General features: G+C 68.3%; 16 protein-coding genes. 11 read left to right on the top strand and 5 right to left on the bottom strand.

Annotation, left to right across the window (positions count from 1 at the left end):
• Positions 1 to 138: 138 nt before the first annotated feature.
• From HQ325_RS11785 to HQ325_RS11750, 8 genes are all read left to right on the top strand, one after another.
• The gene (locus HQ325_RS11785; protein ID WP_222629702.1) at positions 139 to 2,412 is read left to right on the top strand and encodes a glycerol-3-phosphate 1-O-acyltransferase; all 2,274 of its coding nucleotides are present in this window, start codon (positions 139 to 141) and stop codon (positions 2,410 to 2,412) included.
• Positions 2,409 to 3,857, top strand: a complete 1,449-nt coding sequence (locus HQ325_RS11780; protein ID WP_222629699.1) for an HAD-IB family hydrolase — start codon at positions 2,409 to 2,411, stop codon at positions 3,855 to 3,857. Before HQ325_RS11785 ends, HQ325_RS11780 begins: the two co-directional genes overlap by 4 nt.
• On the top strand, positions 3,850 to 4,899 hold the full coding sequence (locus tag HQ325_RS11775) for an adenylate/guanylate cyclase domain-containing protein (RefSeq protein ID WP_222629697.1): 1,050 nt from the start codon (positions 3,850 to 3,852) through the stop codon (positions 4,897 to 4,899). Before HQ325_RS11780 ends, HQ325_RS11775 begins: the two co-directional genes overlap by 8 nt.
• A 9-nt stretch (positions 4,900 to 4,908) precedes the next feature.
• Positions 4,909 to 6,000 (top strand): spore photoproduct lyase family protein, encoded by a 1,092-nt coding sequence (locus HQ325_RS11770; protein WP_374107230.1) that lies wholly within the window; start codon positions 4,909 to 4,911, stop codon positions 5,998 to 6,000.
• Position 6,001: 1 nt separating this feature from the next.
• The gene (locus HQ325_RS11765) at positions 6,002 to 6,805 is read left to right on the top strand and encodes a DNA-formamidopyrimidine glycosylase family protein (protein ID WP_222629692.1); all 804 of its coding nucleotides are present in this window, start codon (positions 6,002 to 6,004) and stop codon (positions 6,803 to 6,805) included.
• Between the two features lie 88 nt (positions 6,806 to 6,893).
• Positions 6,894 to 7,739 (top strand): type IV toxin-antitoxin system AbiEi family antitoxin domain-containing protein, encoded by an 846-nt coding sequence (locus HQ325_RS11760; RefSeq protein WP_222629690.1) that lies wholly within the window; start codon positions 6,894 to 6,896, stop codon positions 7,737 to 7,739.
• 110 nt (positions 7,740 to 7,849) lie between these two features.
• The gene (thrC, locus tag HQ325_RS11755) at positions 7,850 to 9,295 is read left to right on the top strand and encodes a threonine synthase (RefSeq protein ID WP_222629688.1); all 1,446 of its coding nucleotides are present in this window, start codon (positions 7,850 to 7,852) and stop codon (positions 9,293 to 9,295) included.
• A gap of 10 nt (positions 9,296 to 9,305) precedes the next feature.
• Positions 9,306 to 9,740 (top strand): VOC family protein, encoded by a 435-nt coding sequence (locus HQ325_RS11750; RefSeq protein ID WP_222629685.1) that lies wholly within the window; start codon positions 9,306 to 9,308, stop codon positions 9,738 to 9,740.
• On the opposite strand, the gene HQ325_RS11745 is transcribed toward HQ325_RS11750, so the two are convergent.
• Positions 9,741 to 10,172, bottom strand: a complete 432-nt coding sequence (locus HQ325_RS11745; RefSeq protein ID WP_222630971.1) for a MarR family winged helix-turn-helix transcriptional regulator — start codon at positions 10,170 to 10,172, stop codon at positions 9,741 to 9,743.
• A 183-nt stretch (positions 10,173 to 10,355) separates the two neighbouring features.
• Between HQ325_RS11745 and HQ325_RS11740 the strand changes: the two genes are divergently transcribed.
• Positions 10,356 to 12,503 carry an MMPL family transporter gene (locus HQ325_RS11740; protein ID WP_308014501.1) on the top strand — a complete coding sequence of 716 codons (2,148 nt, stop codon included), beginning with the start codon at positions 10,356 to 10,358 and terminating at the stop codon, positions 12,501 to 12,503.
• On the top strand, positions 12,500 to 13,105 hold the full coding sequence (locus HQ325_RS11735) for a lipocalin family protein (RefSeq protein ID WP_222629682.1): 606 nt from the start codon (positions 12,500 to 12,502) through the stop codon (positions 13,103 to 13,105). Before HQ325_RS11740 ends, HQ325_RS11735 begins: the two co-directional genes overlap by 4 nt.
• Positions 13,106 to 13,130: 25 nt before the next feature.
• Here HQ325_RS11735 and HQ325_RS11730 read toward each other — a convergent pair whose 3' ends face one another.
• Both HQ325_RS11730 and HQ325_RS11725 read right to left on the bottom strand, forming a co-directional pair.
• Positions 13,131 to 13,484, bottom strand: a complete 354-nt coding sequence (locus HQ325_RS11730; RefSeq protein WP_222629680.1) for a universal stress protein — start codon at positions 13,482 to 13,484, stop codon at positions 13,131 to 13,133.
• A 34-nt stretch (positions 13,485 to 13,518) separates the two neighbouring features.
• Positions 13,519 to 14,934, bottom strand: a complete 1,416-nt coding sequence (locus HQ325_RS11725; RefSeq protein WP_222629677.1) for a sugar porter family MFS transporter — start codon at positions 14,932 to 14,934, stop codon at positions 13,519 to 13,521.
• Between the two features lie 199 nt (positions 14,935 to 15,133).
• Between HQ325_RS11725 and HQ325_RS11720 the strand changes: the two genes are divergently transcribed.
• Entirely contained in the window at positions 15,134 to 15,283 is a 150-nt protein-coding gene (locus HQ325_RS11720; RefSeq protein WP_222629674.1) for a hypothetical protein, read from the top strand.
• On the opposite strand, the gene HQ325_RS11715 is transcribed toward HQ325_RS11720, so the two are convergent.
• Positions 15,284 to 16,387, bottom strand: coding sequence for an MSMEG_0565 family glycosyltransferase (locus tag HQ325_RS11715; RefSeq protein WP_222629671.1), 1,104 nt, complete (start codon positions 16,385 to 16,387; stop codon positions 15,284 to 15,286). It abuts the gene before it with no gap.
• The gene (locus HQ325_RS11710) at positions 16,369 to 17,232 is read right to left on the bottom strand and encodes a carbon-nitrogen hydrolase family protein (protein WP_222629668.1); all 864 of its coding nucleotides are present in this window, start codon (positions 17,230 to 17,232) and stop codon (positions 16,369 to 16,371) included. Before HQ325_RS11710 ends, HQ325_RS11715 begins: the two co-directional genes overlap by 19 nt.
• Positions 17,233 to 17,235: the final 3 nt, after the last annotated feature.

Here is a 17,235-nt window from a genome sequence, read left to right as displayed (position 1 = left end):
CGGATGCACCACTTCGGTTCCGCGGCCGGGGCGGCTGGTGAAAGTGGCACCGGGGTACCTGTCCCGGGCGTAGCGTTGCGGACCATCACGTGCACGGCCCACCACCGGTGGCGCATCGGAGGGGGAAGGCGAGCGGACATGTCTCAACTGGATTCGACCGAGCATCCGCTGACGGGGAGATCCTCGTCCGCCGACGAGCAGGTCTTCCTCATCGACGCGGTCTCCGACGTCGACGTCCACGCCGCCGACGACTGGATCGATCGTCATCACGGCGACGGTCGGCCGGAGTCGGTCGTGATGACGGGCAAGGCCCTCGACGAACTCACCGAGCGTGCCGGCGGCGCCAACCCACTCATCACCCCGATCCGCGTCAGCTGGACCAAGGCTCCGAGGAAGGGCTTCGGTCTGCGTCTGGGGCGGGCACGCCGCGGGGAGTCGCGCATCATCGAGGGCGAACCCGCCTCGTTGTCGGCGCTGCGGGAGCGGTTCGAGGCGACGGCGGGCCGCTCCCTGTCGTCCTACATCGCGCGTCAGGCGAGCCTCACGTTGGACAAGGCCGAACGCGAGGTCATCGGCAGCGAGTACAAGGTGCCGCGCTTCGTCGTCGAGGAGATGACGGAACGCTCGCAGTTCCGTGCCGATCTGGCCGAGTTGGCGGCATCGGTGGACACTCCGGTGTCGGCGGTCAATGCCCGGGTCCACGAGATCCTCGACGAGATGGTGGCGACCGAGAACAAGGGCGCCGTCGAACTCTGGGGTCAGCTCGGCGCCTTCTTCTCGCGGGCGTACCGCGTCGAGGTGGACACCGAGAAGCTCGCCGAACTTCGCGATCTCGACAAGTCGTTCCCGCTGGTCTTCCTGCCGAATCACCGCTCCTACCTCGACCCGCTGGTTCTGCGGCCCGCTCTGCTCGAGCAGGGCTTCCCGCTCAATCACGTCATGGGCGGCATCAATGTCGGGTTCTGGCCCATCGGCCCGCTCGCGAAGCGCAGCGGTGTGGTGTTGATCCAGCGCAAGTTCTCGGATGCGGTCTACAAGTGGACCCTGCGTCAGTACATGAGCTTCCTGTTGAGCAAGAAGTTCAACCTCGAGTGGTACATCGAGGGCGGCAGGTCCCGCACCGGGAAGCTCCGGCCACCGCGCTTCGGCCTGCTCACCTATCTGTTCGACGCACTGGAGAACAGCACGGCGGCCGACGCGTACCTCGTCCCGACGTCCATCACGTACGACCGGTTGCACGAGGTCGGCGAGATGGCCAAGGAGTCGCACGGTGCGACGAAGCAGGCCGAGGGAATCCGGATGGCCATCGGGTACGTCCGCGCCCAGGGCCAGTTACGCGGAACCGTGTATCTGCGGTTCGGGACGCCGATATCGGCACGGCAGTTCCTCGACGAGTACGACGACAAGCGGGTCGCGGTGCAACGTGCGGCGCTCGCGGTGTCGCATGCCATCAACGAGTCCACCCCGGTGACGCCGGCGGCGTTGGTGGCGATGGCGATGCTCGGCATCGAGGACCGCGCGCTGAACAAGCGTGAGATGTGGTCGATCATCGAGCCGTTGGCGACGTACATCCAGCAGCGCGGCCTCCCGACGGCGGGCGGGGTGGATCTGACCGACATCGACGTCATGACGGCCGCTGTGCGTGCGCAGGTCGCGGCGGGTGTGGTGCGGCGCTTCGACGACGGACCGGAGCCGCTGTTCCTGCTCGCGCAGGACAAGCACCTGGTCGCGTCGTTCTTCCGCAACAACGCTATTCACTTCTTCGTGATGCGGGCTATCGGCGAGTTGGTGGTGCTGCGCACCGAGGACTGCCCCACGGGCGCGGTGGCCGCCGACGATCTGTGGAAGTCCGCGTTGGAGCTGCGGGACATGCTGAAGTTCGAGTTCTTCTTCGGCGAGAAACGCGAGTTCAGTGAGCGGCTGGAGGCCGAGGTCGATCTCATCGATCCGCAGTGGCGCACCGGTCTGGATCATCCCGGGTACGCGTTGAAGTCGTTGCAGTCGCAGCCTTTCCATCTCGCCCACCGGGTACTGCAGCCCATCTTCGAGGCCTATCAGGTGGTGGCCGACCAGCTGCTCACCCTCACTCCCGGCGCGAAGTTCGACAAGGTGTCGTTCCTCGACGACTGCCTGGGCGTCGCGCAGTCGCGGCGGCTCCGACAGCAGCTCGAGCACAGCGAGGCCATCTCGAACGAGCTCTTCGACACCGCACTGCAGTTGGCCGACAATCGCGGCCTTCTCTCCACCGAGGACAACGACATCGCCTCCCGCCGTAGGGAGTTCGCGGCGGACATCGCGGCGTGGGGGCGCGTCAGCAGACGCATCCGCACGATGGTGCACGTGGCCCTCGACTCTGTCGACGGCGCAGACACACCCGATCGGCCAGACAACGCCTCCGGAGGACACCGGTGACCAGCACTCACCCAGCACACACGTTCCAGGATCTGCTCGACGACGTCGCCACGGCTCCGGAAGGCCCGGAAGTGGTGGCGTTCTTCGATTTCGACGGCACCGTCATCGACGGGTACTCCGCGACCGCGGTGTTCAAGGAGCGTCTTCGCCGCTTCGACGTCGACCTGTTCGAGCTGTGGGAGATCAGCAGCGCCGTCGTGGAGATGCGGGTGCGTGGGACCACCGTCGACAATCTGATGGACAAGGCCGTGCACGCGTTGGGCGGCAAGACACACGACGAGTTGATGGAGCAGGCCCAGCGGCTCTTCCGCTCCGAGATCGCCTCGCAGATCTTCCCGCAGGTCCGCACCCTCGTCGCCGCGCATCGCCGGGCCGGCCACCGCGTCGTGATGTCGACGTCCGCGACCCCGTACCAGGCTCAGCCCGTGGTCGAGGACCTCCGCTTCGACGACCTGATCTGCACGCACCCCGAGATAGGTCCGGACGGCGTTCTCACCGGCCTCCTCGACGGCCGGTCGCTGTGGGGCCCGCGCAAGGCCGAGGGGATCGAGGACTGGGCGGCGACCGAGGGTGTCGACACCTCCGTGTGCTTCGGCTACTCCAACGGCATCGAGGACGTCCCGATGCTCGAGACCGTCGGTCGTCCCGTGGCGCTCAACCCGGACCCCGAGCTCGATCGCACCGCACGTGACCGCGGATGGTCCCGCGTCCAGCTGCGCAAGCCCACGCGCGGAGCCGATCTGACGTCCACCGTGCGCAGCGTCGCCGCCCTCGGCTCCGTTCTGGCCAGTGCCGGACTCGGTGCGACCATGGGCGTGCTGAGCCGTAGTCGCCGCGTCGGCGCCAACGTCACCAATGCCGTCGCACCGGAGGTCGCTCTCGCTCTCACCGGCATCACGGTGGAGGTGGTGAACGAGGAGAACGCGTGGAGCCATCGCCCGGCGGTGTTCCTGTTCAATCACCAGTCCACGATGGACATGATCGTCGTGGCCCGCGTCCTGCGTCGGGACATCACGGCCGTCGCGAAGAAGGAGCTGAGCCGCGACCCCCGGTTCGCCCCTCTCGGAGCCCTCTTCGACGTGGCGTACGTGGACCGATCGAACAACGCCGCGGCGCGGGAAGCGATGAAGCCGGCGATCGACAAACTGCACAGCGGCGTGTCGGTGGCCGTGGCCCCCGAGGGCACCCGCATGCCGACGGAACGGCTGGGGCGCTTCAAGAAGGGCGGCTTCCATCTCGCCATGGCAGCCGGAGTCCCGGTGGTCCCACTGATCCTCCAGGGAGCGGGCGACGTCATGTGGAAGTCGTCGTTCACCGCGCACTCCGGCACCGTCACCGTCACGGTGGGAGAACCGATTCCGACGACCGACTGGACGCCGGAGACGCTGGACGAGCACATCGCCGAGGTCCGCGCGGTCTACGAGCGGACCCTCGACCATGCCTGACTCCAGCCCACCCGACCCCGGTCGGCCCACCTTCCGGCAGAACGAGGTCGAACAGACCCTGTTGGGCGAGGAACCCACCTACACCCGTGACCAGGTCGCCGAGCTGGCGAACGTGGATCTCGAACGCGCGCAACAGCTCTGGATCGCGATGGGATTTCCGGTCAGTCCCGATCCGAATGCCGTCATGTTCACCGATGCAGACATCGACGCCCTGCGCCTGCTCACGACCCTCGTCGACGAGAACGTCGTCGAGAAGTCGATGGAGGTGGCTGTCGCGCGGACACTGGGACAGTCGATGTCGCGCCTGGCCGAGTGGCAGGTGGGCGTGGTCAATTCCTACATTCGCTCGCGTATCGCTGCCGACGCCGCCGATCCGGACGCGATTCGATCGGAGTCGCGGGTCACCGCCGCCGACACGGTGCCCACCATGGAAAAGCTGCAGAACTACGTGTGGCGTCGACACCTCGCCGCGGTGGCCGGGCGCGCACTGTCCGTCGAGTCGAGTGGGGAGACCGACACGGTGCTCGCGGTCGGCTTCGCGGACATGGTCGGGTACACCTCGCTCACCCGTCGACTCGATGTCTCCGAGCTGACGTCGCTGCTCGAGGAGTTCGAGTCGGTGGCCACGACGATCATCGCCCGCGGCCACGGATCGGTGGTGAAGAACGTGGGCGACGAGGTGATGTTCCAGACCACCGACCCGCGGGACGCGGCGCGGATCGCCCTGGAACTGCACGACGCCTTCGCCGACCGGGACGATGTTCCCGCCCTGCGCGTCGGTATCGCCGTCGGTCCGGTACTCGCTCGATTCGGCGACCTGTACGGGTCCGTGGTCAACATGGCCGCCCGCCTGACCAGCAATGCGCACCCCGGCACGGTGCTGGTGGACAGCGAGACGGCCGACGCCCTGGCAGGCGAGGACGAGTTCTACCTCAAGTCGCTCCGACCCCTGCGGGTGCGCGGTTTCAGCAAGCTGCGCACCTACGCGCTGCGCCGCAATCGCGATCATCAGCGGGAAGGATCGCACGACACCGAGCGTTGATTCGTGGTGATGACGGATGCACTGCTCACTCCGACCCGCCTGTGGACACCCCGGCGGGTGATGATCACGAAGTCGGCCGCCGAGCTGCCGCACACCGCCGAGATCGTGCGGCGGTGCGAGGCCGCGGGCGTGTCGGAGATCGACGTTCTCCCGGCGGATCGCCTCACCGGGCTGCGCGGCGAGTCCGAGCGGGAGACCTACGCACGGGCGAAGTCGACGCTGGCGGTCGTGGTCGCCCCGCCCAGTGCCTTGAAGCCGCAACCCATCCCGCCCAGCGCCGACTGGCGCATCGACCTGGCGAAGGGCTGCCCGGCGCACTGCCAGTACTGCTACCTCGCCGGTTCGCTGTCCGGCCCACCGGTCACGCGGGTGTACGCCAATCTCGACGACGTCCTGGCCCCGATCGCGACGCATGTCGGCCGCGGCACCATCACCAGCGGCACCGCCGAGCGCGGACACGAGGGCACCACCTTCGAGATGTCCTGCTACACCGACCCTCTCGGCATCGAGCACGTCACCGGATCACTCGCCGCCGCCATCTCGCGGGTCGGCACCGACGAGTTCGGACCAGGCGCCTCCCTCCGCTTCACCACCAAGTTCGACGACGTCACCGAGCTGGTGGGCCTCGACCACGGCGGGCGTACCCGGGTGCGGCTGTCGGTCAACGCCCGCGACATCGGGAACCGTTTCGAGGGCGGCACGGCGCGGATGCCCGCGCGCATCGCGGCGCTGCGTGCGCTCGCACAGGCGGGGTACCCGGTGGGCGTGACCATCGCTCCGATCATGCCCGTGCCCGGCTGGCGCGAGCAGTACGGCGAGCTCCTCGCCGACATCGCCGCGGCGCTGGCCGACATTCCGGACGTCGACCTCACCGCCGAGATCATCACGCACCGATTCACCCCGTCGAGCAAGGACGTGCTGCTGAGCTGGTACCCGGCCACGAAGCTCGAGATGGACGAGGACTCGCGATCAGCCAAGCGCTCGAAGTTCGGAGGCGTCAAGTACGTCTATCCGAAGGACACCATGGCGGAGATGAAGAGGTGGTTCACCGCGGAACTTCACGACGCCCTGCCTGCGGCGCACCTCCTGTACTGGACCTGACGTGCCGGAGGGGGACACGGTTCACGCGCTCGCGGCACGGCTGCGGGCGGCGCTCGACGGCCGGGAACTGGCCGAGGGCCGGCTGAACGTCCCCGCCCACGCGACGGAGAACCTCGCCGGCCGCACGATCCTGCGGCACCGGACGCACGGGAAGCACCTGCTCACCGATCTCGACGGCGACCTGACGCTGCACACGCACCTGAGGATGACGGGGTCGTGGACCGTCACCGCCCCCGGCCGGCGGTTGCCCCGTCGCCTCGATCCCGACGTACGCGTGCGGCTGGCCGTGCGCGACGGGCCCACCGCGTACGGGCTGTCGCTTCCGGTGGTCGAGTTCTCCACCACCCGCGACGCCGACGCGGCGCTGTCGTATCTCGGCCCGGATCCGCTGCACGACGACTTCGACGCCGCGCAGGCAGCGGCCAACATCACGCGGGATCCGCGCCCGATCGTCGCGGTGCTGCTCGACCAGCGCGTCATGGCCGGGCCGGGCAACCTGTGGGCCAACGAGCTGTGTTTCCTCCGCGGGCTCGGGCCGTGGGTGCCGGCGACCGACGTCGACGCCACTCGACTGGTCGCCCTCACCCGCAAGGCGATGCGCCACTCGGTGTCCACCCCGCGGGCCATGCAGGTGACCACCGGAGACACCAGGCCGGGTCGGCAGCACTGGGTGGCGGGCCGGGCGGGCAAACCCTGTCTGCGATGCGGCGCCACCATCCGCGTGGTCGCCGAGGTACCAGGAGATCCGGAGCGACGGCGGACCTGGTGGTGCCCGCACTGCCAGCCGGGTCCGGAGCGGCCGTGATCCGGTGCAGCCGACCGTGCTGTACCCGGTTCACTGCACCGGATCCGATCCACGGAACTGCCGCGGAGGCGCGCGCGTCCAGTGCGAGATGATCGAGAGACTGCTGGCCGAGCAGGACGGGGTGGTGACCAGCGCGCAGGCCCGCACCGCCGGACTCACCCCCGAGGCCATCGAGTGGCGCGTCCACACCGGCCGCTGGCGGCGCACGAGTCGCGGAGTGTTCTTCGCCGTCGACCGACCGTTCACCGACGACGCGCGGATCCGGTGCGCGGTGTGGTCCACGAGTACGGGCGCGCTGTCCGGTCCTGCAGCCGCGTACTGGTATCGCATGCTTCCGCGGGCCCCGGAGACGATCGAGGTGACCGTGCCCCGGACAGGCTCCGGTCGCGGAATCACGGGTGTCCGGTTGCGGCGGCGCGACCTGCCGAACATCGACGTCGTGATCGTGCGCCGTGTCCTCGTGACGAGGACGCCGCTGACCGTTCTGGAGGCGTCGACGGTGCTGGGCCCCGAGGTCATGGATCGCGCCCTGCAGAAGACGATGACCCTCGACCATCTCCGACGAGCGCACGCTCGCAACCCCGGACGTCGCGGGTACGTGCGAGCGGAGCAGCTCCTGCGCGCCGCCGAGGGCGGTGCCCGGTCCGAGGCCGAACGGCTGTTCCGCAGGATCATGAGATCCGCGCACATCACCGGGCTGCGGGTGAACCTGCCGTACGCGGGCTACATCCTCGACTTCGCGTTCCCGCACGCCAGGGTCTGCGTGGAGATCGACGGGTGGGCCTTCCACTCGGACAGCGCCGCGTTCCACCGCGACCGGATCCGACAGAACGTCCTCAGCAGGGAGTGGACGGTGTTGCGGTACACGTGGCGGGACCTCGTCGAACGGCCCGACGAGGTGGCGGCCGAGGTGCGACGCTTCGTCACCGGATGATCCGGTGCAGCCGACCGTGCTGTCCACGGTTCACTGCACCAGATCCGGTCCGGACCGGCGGATGTGGCACAGTTGTCAGCCGGGCGCGCCACCGGACGAGAGAGACGAAGATGCAGTATCAGTCGACGCGGGGTCACAACCTGCCCCAGCACTTCTCGGACATCCTTCTCGGCGGTCTGGCCCCCGACGGTGGTCTCTACCTGCCGGCCGCGTACCCGCAGCTGACCGCCGACGAGCTCGAGTCGTTCCGCTCACTGTCCTACGCCGACCTCGCCTTCGAGGTGCTCTCGAAGTTCGCCGACGACATTCCCGCGGAGGATCTTCGCGACATCACGCGCCGGACGTACACGGCCGACGTCTACTCGAACGGCCGGCCGGGCGACGACACGTCCCTCATCACCCCACTGCGTTCGCTCGGCGAGGAGCAGGGCACCTCGCTCCATCTCCTGGGCCTGTCCAACGGTCCGACGCTGGCGTTCAAGGACATGGCGATGCAGTTGTTGGGCAACCTCTTCGAGTACTCGCTCGCGGGCAGCGGCGAGGAACTCAACATTCTGGGCGCGACATCGGGTGACACCGGCAGCGCCGCCGAGCACGCGATGCGCGGCAAGAAGAACATCCGCGTCGTCATGCTGAGTCCACACGGCCGGATGAGCAGCTTCCAGCGGGCCCAGATGTTCAGCCTGCAGGACGAGAACATCGTGAACCTCGCGGTCGAGGGGAACTTCGACGACTGCCAGGACATCGTCAAGGCCGTCTCCAAGGACGCCGTGTTCAAGGCCCACCACGCCATCGGCACCGTCAACTCGATCAACTGGGGTCGGGTCGTCGCGCAGGTCGTCTACTACGTGCACGGGTGGCTGCTCGCGACGGACGGGCCGGGACAGCGGGTGTCGTTCTCGGTGCCGTCCGGCAACTTCGGCAACGTGTGTGCCGGGCACATCGCCCGGTGCATGGGCCTGCCGATCGATCAGCTCGTCGTCGCGACCAACGAGAACGACGTCCTCGACGAGTTCTTCCGCACGGGTGTCTACCGCCCCCGCGCCGCAGCCGAGACCCACCACACCTCGAGCCCGAGCATGGACATCTCCAAGGCGTCGAACTTCGAGCGCTTCCTTCACGACCTCGTCGCCCAGGATGCCGTCCGGCTCGGTGAGCTGTTCCGCGCGCTCGACACCGACGGCGGCTTCGACTTCTCCGGCACTCCCGAGTTCGATCGCATCCAGGAGTTCGGCTTCGTGTCCGGCCGCAGCACGCACGCGAACCGCGTCGAGACCATCCGCGACGTCGCCGAGCGTTACGGCGTCACCATCGATCCGCACACCGCGGACGGCGTGAGTGTCGCCCGTCGCAACCTGCGCGAGGGCGTGCCGATGATCGTGCTCGAGACCGCGTTGCCGGCCAAGTTCGCGGAGATCGTGCGGGAAGCGTTGGGCACCGAGCCCGAGCGCCCGCCCGCGTTCGAGGGCATCGAGGATCTTCCGCAACGCTTCGACGTCGTGCCCGCGGACGTCGATCGGGTGAAGGACGTCATCGTGGAGCACACCGGCCGCTAGGGTCGAGAAGATGTCGATACGACTCGAGAACGTCGGGATCGCGGTACGCGACCTCGACGAGGCCATCGCGTTCTTCACCGATCTGGGTCTGACTCTCCTCGGCCGCGACACGGTCCAGGGCGAGTGGGCCGACACCGCGGTGGGGCTCGACGGCAATCACGCCGACATCGCGATGCTGCAGACGCCGGACGGAGTCGGCCGCATCGAACTGTTCCAGAACCGCCATCCGACGATGATCGAGACGGAACCGACGCTCCCGCATCAGATCGGCATGCACCGCGTCGCATTCCAGGTCGACGACCTCGATCAGGCGCTGGCTGTGGCCGCTCGGCACGGCTGCCACCCGCTGCGCGGCGTCGCGAACTACGAGGGTGTCTACGCGCTGACGTACGTGCGCGGACCCAGCGGCATCATCGTCATGCTCGCTCAGAAGCTCGGGGCCTGATCATCCGGTGCTCTTGATCTCCTGGTGGTAGGTCTGCATGGCGTCGGTGAGGGCGCCGAACACACGATGCGCCGCAGCGAGATCCGTGTCCGGCAGCGCGGACAGCGACTCGTGGACGTGCTGGCCCAGCGGACCGAAGAACTGCCGTGCGACGTCCATCCCCGGCTCGTCGTAGCGGAGGATGACCCGCCGTCGGTCCCGCGTGTCGGGTTCCCGGCGGATGTGGCCGGACGTGATCATCCGCTCCACCAGATACGTCATGGCGGCGGAGGAGAGTCCGAGGAGAGATCCCAGCTCGCCCGGCGACACCGGGCGTCCACCGACATCGGCGACCATGATGTGCAGCAGGGCTCGGAAGTCGTTCGCACTGAGGTGATGTCGAGCGCCGAACACACGGCCGAGCTGATCCGACTCGGCCGTCATGGCCCGCATGTCGGCGGCGATGGTGGACTCGAGATCGCGCCGGGCACCGTCGGCGTCGGTCGCGTCGGACCGCTCCGACCGTTCGTGTGCTGACACAGATTCTCCTTCGAAAACTCGGGTGTCAGCGTACTCGCCGCAGCTCTGACCGATGTCTCAGTTGCTTAACGATCAACTAACTGAGACACTTTCCCGGTGAGCGACAACTCTGTGTGGAACCGCGTGGCCGGCCTCGTCTCGGGGCCTCGGTCCTGGATCGTCGCCCTTCTCGTCGTCCTGGCCGCCGGCGCACTGATCGGGGGCGTCGGGAGCAACTCCGCTGCCGGGAGTTCACCGACATCGCTCCCCTCGGACGCGGAATCGGCACGGGTCGACGCCCTGCTCGAGGAGTTCCCCGACGCCGACCTCTCGCCGGTGATCCTCGTGGTGACGCGTGCCGACGGCGGCGCCCTGTCCGAACAGGACCTCGCCGACGTCGCTGCCGCGAGGATGCGGATGAACGGTGTCGAGCGCGGCGTGGACGCGGGTGCGCCCGACGCCCCGGTCGTTCCCGCACCCGACGGCGAGGCGGCCATCGCCCCCGTCCAGGTGTCGACGTCGGAGTCCGGAACGACACTGGCCGATCTGGTCACCGAGCTGCGCACCGCCGCTACCGACGGCCTTCCCGACGGGTTGACCGCGCAGGTCACGGGTGGTCCCGCATTCGCCGCCGACATCGCCGACTCCTTCTCCGGGGCCAATGTCACGTTGCTCGGCGTCACTGCTCTCGTCGTCGCGCTGCTGCTCATCGCCACCTACCGATCACCGGTTCTGTGGCTCGTGCCGCTCGCCGTCGTGGGCTTCGGTGACCGGGTCGCCTCGACGGTCGGCACCGCCGTGTCCGGGCTCACCGGGCTCTCGTTCGACGGCAGCACCTCGGGCATCACGAGCGTCCTGGTGTTCGGTGCCGGCACCAACTACGCGCTGCTGCTCATCTCGCGGTACCGCGAGGAGCTGCGTCGCGAGAGTGACCACCGGGTCGCCCTGCACCACGCCGTACGGCGCGCCGGCCCGGCCATCGTGGCGAGCAACGCGACGGTGGTGCTCGCGCTCCTGACGCTGCTGCTGGGCACCTTGCCGAGCACGCGCAGTCTGGGCGGTCTGGCCGCGGCCGGTCTCGTGGTCGCCGCCGTCTTCGTGCTCTTCGTTCTTCCGCCACTGCTCTCGCTGTTCGGCCGGAAGCTGTTCTGGCCGTTCGTTCCTCGCGTGGGCGATCCCGAGCCGACGGACAAGGGCGTGTTCTTCCGCGTCGCCAACGCCGTCGGTCGTCGCCCCGGCCGCGCCGCGGCGGTGTCACTGGTCGCACTCGCCGTCTGCATTCTCGGCCTCGTCGGAACGACCGTCGGCCTGTCCCAGACCGAGCAGTTCCGCGTCACCGCCGAATCCGTCACCGGCATCGACACGCTCGCCGAGCACTTCCCGGCGGGGCAGTCCGATCCGACCGTCGTCGTCGCGCGGACCGCAGCGGCCTCGGAGGTCGAGGCAGCGCTGCAGGACACCGACGGCGTGGTGTCGGTGTCCCGAACTGCGGACTCCCAGCCCGGCACCTCCCAGCCCGGCACCTCCGACACCGGTCTCACCGAGTGGTCCGTCGTGCTCGACGCGGAACCGTCCTCCGACGGCGCGTTCGCCGCGGTCGAGAACCTGCGTGCATCTGTCGCACCGATCACGGGTGCCGACGCTCTGGTGGGCGGCAGCGATGCGCAGGCGCTGGACACGTCCGATGCCGCAGCTCGCGACCGCCTGGTGATCATCCCGGTGATCCTGCTGGTGGTTCTGCTCGTTCTGTTCGCTCTGCTCCGGTCGGCCCTCGCACCCCTGGTGCTCGTGGCCACGACGGTGCTCAGCACCCTGGCGGCGCTGGGCATCGGCAGCTGGGCCAGCGAGAACATCTTCGGCTTCCCTGCCCTCGGCGACAACGTGCCGCTGTTCGGGTTCCTGTTCCTCGTCGCCCTGGGTGTGGACTACACGATCTTCCTCGTCACCCGGGCGCGCGAGGAGACACCGTCGTACGGGACGCGGACGGGCATCGTGCGCGCCGTCGCGTCGACGGGCGCGGTCATCACCAGCGCGGGCATCGTGCTCGCCGCGGTGTTCACCGTGCTGGGCGTCCTGCCCCTCATTCTGCTCACGCAGCTCGGGATCGTCGTGGGCCTCGGCATCCTGCTCGACACCTTCGTGGTCCGCACGATCGTGATTCCGGCCCTGTTCACCCTGATCGGTCCCCGCATCTGGTGGCCGACCGAACTCGACCCACACTCCGAAGACAGTCCGAACGCCACGAAAGAAGGAGTCACCTCATGATCCGCAGCATCATCCGCACGGCAGTCGCCGGAGCGTTGGTCACCGGAGCACTGCTCGCCGGCGGCAGCGCCGCGTCCGCGCAGCCCCTGTTCGAGCCCCTGCAGCCCATCGCCCAGCTGGACGTCCAGCGCTACGCCGGTGACTGGTGGCAGATCGCGGCCGTCCCGCAGCCGTTCAACCTGAACTGCGCCAAGGACACTCGGGCCAACTACCAGGTGCTCGACCCCAGCAACGTGCGCGTGCAGAACAACTGCACCCGCTGGGACGGCGGAGCCAACGAGATCATCGGCAACGCCCGGGTGAACGATCCGGTCACGCAGGCGCAGCTGCACGTGAGCTTCCCCGGCGTTCCCACCCAGGACAACCCCGAGGGTCCCACCAACTACATCGTCACCTACATCGCCGACGACTACTCGTGGGCGCTGGTGGGCGACCCGTTCCGCACGTCCGGCTTCGTCCTGTCGCGGTCGCCGCAGGTGAGTGCCGATCAGTGGAAGCAGATCCGTGGCGTCGTCGAGAGCCGTGGCTACAACGCCTGCCTGCTGTTGACGTCGCCGACCACTCAGGGCAGCAACGAGATCCGCCCGCTCTGCACCGTCTGACCTTCGCCACCGCTCACCGTTCGGCTCAGCTGGGTCGAACGGTGAGCACCGGCACCGGGGACGTCATCAGCAGACGCTGACTGACGCTGCCCAGCAACGCCTTCCCCACGCGACTGCGCTTCTTGATCCCGATGACGAGTCGCGTCACCTCCGGGTGCGCCTCGATCTCGTCGATCACCGCGATCACCGGGTCGCGGTCCTCGCGCCCCGCTCGCTCGATGACACGGACTGCCACATCACCCACGTCGCCGATGTCGAGCGCGCCGAGGGTCAGGTCGACCGCGATCACGTCGGTCCCCAGCATGCGAGCCTCCGACACCGCCGCCGCCAACGCGTGCGTGCCCTCGCCACTGTCCGTCACTGCCACCAGTACTGCCATGATGTCTCGCCGTCCTTCTCGAAGTGGGGTGGTGTCAGGAGTACTCGCGGCGGAACCTGGCCTCGAGCTCCTCGAGGCTCTGACCGCGGGTCTCCGGTACCTGCGTGATGATGAAGACCAGGGCCAGTATGCCCAGCCCGACGAAGATGAAGAACGTCGGCGCGATGCCGAGCGCGTCGACCACCGGTGGGAAGGCCAGTGCGACCGCGGCATTGGCGATCCACAGCATGAACACGCAGACACCGATGGCAAAGCTGCGAATCTTGAGCGGGAAGATCTCCGCGAGCATCAGCCAGACCAGCGGCCCGATCGTGCCCTGCATGCAGAAGACGAAGAGCACGACGAAGACGAGGATGAAATAGGCCTTGGCGGTACCGTCCGGCAGCAGCAGCGCGGACAGACCGACCAGGAGATGAAAGAACGTCGTCAGCGAGAAGCCCGCGATCAGCATCGTTCGACGATCGATCCGATTCATGATGAGCAGGCCCACCGTGATGCCGAGGACACTGAACAGGCCGTTGAGCGTGTTCGCGATGATGGCGGAGCTACTCGAGAATCCGGCATCGGACAGGAGCTGCGTGCCGTAGTACATCACCGAGTTGATTCCCGTGAACTGTTGGAACACACCGAGTCCCACACCGATGTAGATGAGCCGTCGGATCCATCGCACCGACAGGTCGGCCGCGCCGCCGGTCTGCGAGAGCTTCTCCTCCTCGGCCAGAGCGTGCACCTCGGCCATCTCGGCCTCTGCGCGTTCGGGCGACCGCACCTGCTTCAGCACTGCCAGGGCGTCGTCGTCCCGGCCCTGCGCGACGAGCCAGCGGGGACTCTCGGGCATCCGCAGCATGCCGAAGAACAGCGCGAACGCCGGCAGCACCGCGACCAGCAGCATGTAGCGCCAGACGGAATCGTGCTCGCCCCAGATGTTGAAGATGAGGGCGTTGATCACGAAGGCCGCGAACTGGCCACTGACGATCATGACCTCGTTGCGGGTCACCAGGGAACCGCGGCGCTCGAACGGGGAGACCTCCGAGAGGTACACCGGCACGGTCGCGGACGCTCCGCCGACCGCGAGGCCGAGGATGAAGCGGAACACCGCCAGCACCTCCCACGACGGGGCGAGAACGCAGCCCAGAGTGCCGAGGACGAAGATGCCGGCCAGCATCAGGATGTTGTGCCGACGGCCGTACTTGTCCGACAGTCGGCCCCCGACCAGTGCGCCGATGGCCGCCCCGAAGATGAGGATGCTGACGACGAAGCCCTCGGTGAAGGCCGTGAGCGACAGGTCCTCCTTCAGCGGCTCCAGCGCGCCGTTGATGACGCCCGTGTCGTAGCCGAACAGGAGGCCACCGAAGGTGGCCACGACGGCGATGACGCCGAGGCGACGCGAGTGGGGACCGGGTGCGTCCGGCGGTAGTGCACTTCCCGTGGTGCTGACTTGCGAAGACATGACATCCCATCGTCGGCGTGGCGGGTCCGCGCCGCCCAGCGACGCTCAAACCATGTCTGTATGTCTTAACATAGTTTCGACGCTCTGCGAAGTGGATCACATCATTTTCCCCTCGCCACCGCTGCATCTCTCAGTTGTTCAACTATTCAGAATCTGAGATGATCGCTTCGGCGATCCACCTCGAGAAGGGAGTGCCACCATGTCCGACGAGCCCGAGCGGGACGGCGAGCAGCGCGCGGCGCCGCTGTCGTTCGTCCAATTGTTCTTCGACGCGACGGTCGACACGACGTCGCCGGGACACGGACCGGACGACGGACCCGGCGACACGGGCACATCGCCCCTACGCTGATCAGCGGTGCGCGAGCCCTGCGTAGAACGCGAGATGAGCGGCTGCGGCGTCGTCCCAGCTCGTGCGGGCAGCCAGTGCGCGCCCGGCAGCGGCACGGTCGTCCGACGTCAGAGCGTCCTCGAGCGCGGCAGCCGTCCCTCCGGCATTACCGCCGTAGCGCACCGCGTCCCCGAACACCTCGCGGAACACGGGGAGATCCCGCACCACGACGGGAACCGAGGCGGCGAGAGCCTCCATCGCGGCCAGCCCGAAGCCTTCCTTGGTGGAGAGGAACGCGAATGCCGACGCGCCCGCGACGAGAGACGGGAGCACGTCGTGGTCGACGGTGCCGAGCACCCGGGGTGCGGGCCCCTCGTCGCCTGTCGACCGACCGGCCTCCGGCCTGCCCGCCAGTTCCGCGAGTCGGGTGTCGAACTCCGCCCGGTACCCCCGGTAGTCGAACAACGTCTCACCGCCGGCGAACACCAGACCCACGTCCGGACGCCGCTCTCGAAGCACGGCGTGGGCCTCGAGCAGGTCGATGCTCCCCTTGCGCGGCTCGATGCCGCCGACCGCGAGGACGTATCGGCCGAGGCGGGTGCGCCACTCGTCGCCGCGTGCCGCCGCGAACCGAGCATGGTCGACCCCGTTGGGGATGACCGTCGGCGACAGGCCCCATCCCGCACGCACCTCGTCGGCGACGGCGCGCGAGACACAGATGCGGGCGTGGGGCTCGACGACCGCACGCTCGTGGCAGGCGGCGAGTTCCGGTGTCGTGAACTCCTCGAGGTGGTGGATCGTGCGGACACAGCGTCCGACGGCGTTCGCGGTGATGCAGTCCTGGGCATGCACGACGTCGGCGTCGCCCGGGTCGAAGGCGCTGCGCATCAGCGCTATCGACCGCAGGATGCGGTCGCCGACCGACTCGTGCTCGCGCGCCGGGAACGGAACGAGACGCACCGTCACCGCGGGATCGATCGCACGGTAGAAGCCCTCGTCGCCGCCGCGCGCCAGGGACCACACCGTCACGTCCGCTCCCGCGCGCGCCAGTGCTTCCGCCAGTTCGACGGTGTGGACCACTCCCCCTCGCGGTTTCGTCGAGTAGGTCAGGAGGGCGACACGCACGTGATCTCCTTCGATGCCTGTGAGTGGTAAGTGTCCGGTCGTCGTTCGTCGAGGTGACGCAGCACCCGACGGGCCCGATCCACCTCCGCGTCCACGTCGATGTCGCAGCACGCCAGGCCACCCTTGTCTCGCGTCCGGCACAGGACCTCGCCGCCGGGACCGACGATCTTCGCCTGACCGAGGAAGCGCAGAGACCCCGTCACCCCCGTGTGGTTGGACGACAGCAGCACCACCTGGTTCTCGGCTGCACGAGCGGCGTCGTAGAGGTCGAACAGGCGAGACTGCCTGTCGTTGGCCAACTTCGACGCCCTGTCCGTCACGCTGGCCGGCCACGCCGACAGCGCCGCGATGATGCGTGCACCGTCGAGCGCCAAGGTGCGCGCCGCCTCGGGAAACGTCTTGTCGTAGTCGATCAGCATGCCCATCCTGCCCACCGGCGTGTCGAACGCCGAGAACCGATCTCCCGCCGCATAGGCCAACGATTCTCCCGCCGGTTGGTGCACCTTCCGATGTCGACCCACCACACCGTCGCCCGTGAGACACACGGCGGCGTTGTAGCGGACCAGGGCCGCCCTCTCGGTGTACCCCACGCACACGGTCATCGCACCGGCTGCCGCAGCGATCACCGCGAGTTCGGGCCCGTCCTCGTCGAGCGCCGGCGGCAGCTCGTCGAGATCGGGCCGCGCGAGATCACCGAGGTAACCGCCGAGGCAGGCGTCGGGCAGGACCAACAGGTCGATTCCCCGCTGATGGCCCTGCTCGATGATGCCCACGATCTTCTCGACGGACCGCTCGACGTCACGGCCGAAGTGTCCCGCGAGCGCCGCCGCCCGGATCGGCGCCATATC

Source organism: Rhodococcus sp. BP-349 (assembly GCF_019835845.1).
Taxonomy (GTDB): Bacteria; Actinomycetota; Actinomycetes; order Mycobacteriales; family Mycobacteriaceae; genus Rhodococcoides.
This window is presented reverse-complemented; position numbering and strand designations above follow the sequence as displayed.

Excerpts from the sequence above, each read along its gene's own strand:
- HQ325_RS11785 (WP_222629702.1), top strand. The coding sequence starts at position 139 with ATGTCTCAACTGGATTCGACCGAGCATCCGCTGACGGGGAGATCCTCG.
- HQ325_RS11775 (WP_222629697.1), top strand. The coding sequence starts at position 3,850 with ATGCCTGACTCCAGCCCACCCGACCCCGGTCGGCCCACCTTCCGGCAG.
- HQ325_RS11770 (WP_374107230.1), top strand. The coding sequence starts at position 4,909 with ATGACGGATGCACTGCTCACTCCGACCCGCCTGTGGACACCCCGGCGG.
- HQ325_RS11760 (WP_222629690.1), top strand. The coding sequence starts at position 6,894 with ATGATCGAGAGACTGCTGGCCGAGCAGGACGGGGTGGTGACCAGCGCG.
- thrC (WP_222629688.1), top strand. The coding sequence starts at position 7,850 with ATGCAGTATCAGTCGACGCGGGGTCACAACCTGCCCCAGCACTTCTCG.
- HQ325_RS11750 (WP_222629685.1), top strand. The coding sequence starts at position 9,306 with ATGTCGATACGACTCGAGAACGTCGGGATCGCGGTACGCGACCTCGAC.
- HQ325_RS11745 (WP_222630971.1), bottom strand. The coding sequence starts at position 10,172 with ATGCGGGCCATGACGGCCGAGTCGGATCAGCTCGGCCGTGTGTTCGGC.
- HQ325_RS11735 (WP_222629682.1), top strand. The coding sequence starts at position 12,500 with ATGATCCGCAGCATCATCCGCACGGCAGTCGCCGGAGCGTTGGTCACC.
- HQ325_RS11730 (WP_222629680.1), bottom strand. The coding sequence starts at position 13,484 with ATGGCAGTACTGGTGGCAGTGACGGACAGTGGCGAGGGCACGCACGCG.
- HQ325_RS11725 (WP_222629677.1), bottom strand. The coding sequence starts at position 14,934 with ATGTCTTCGCAAGTCAGCACCACGGGAAGTGCACTACCGCCGGACGCA.
- HQ325_RS11720 (WP_222629674.1), top strand. The coding sequence starts at position 15,134 with ATGTCCGACGAGCCCGAGCGGGACGGCGAGCAGCGCGCGGCGCCGCTG.
- HQ325_RS11710 (WP_222629668.1), bottom strand. The coding sequence starts at position 17,232 with ATGGCGCCGATCCGGGCGGCGGCGCTCGCGGGACACTTCGGCCGTGAC.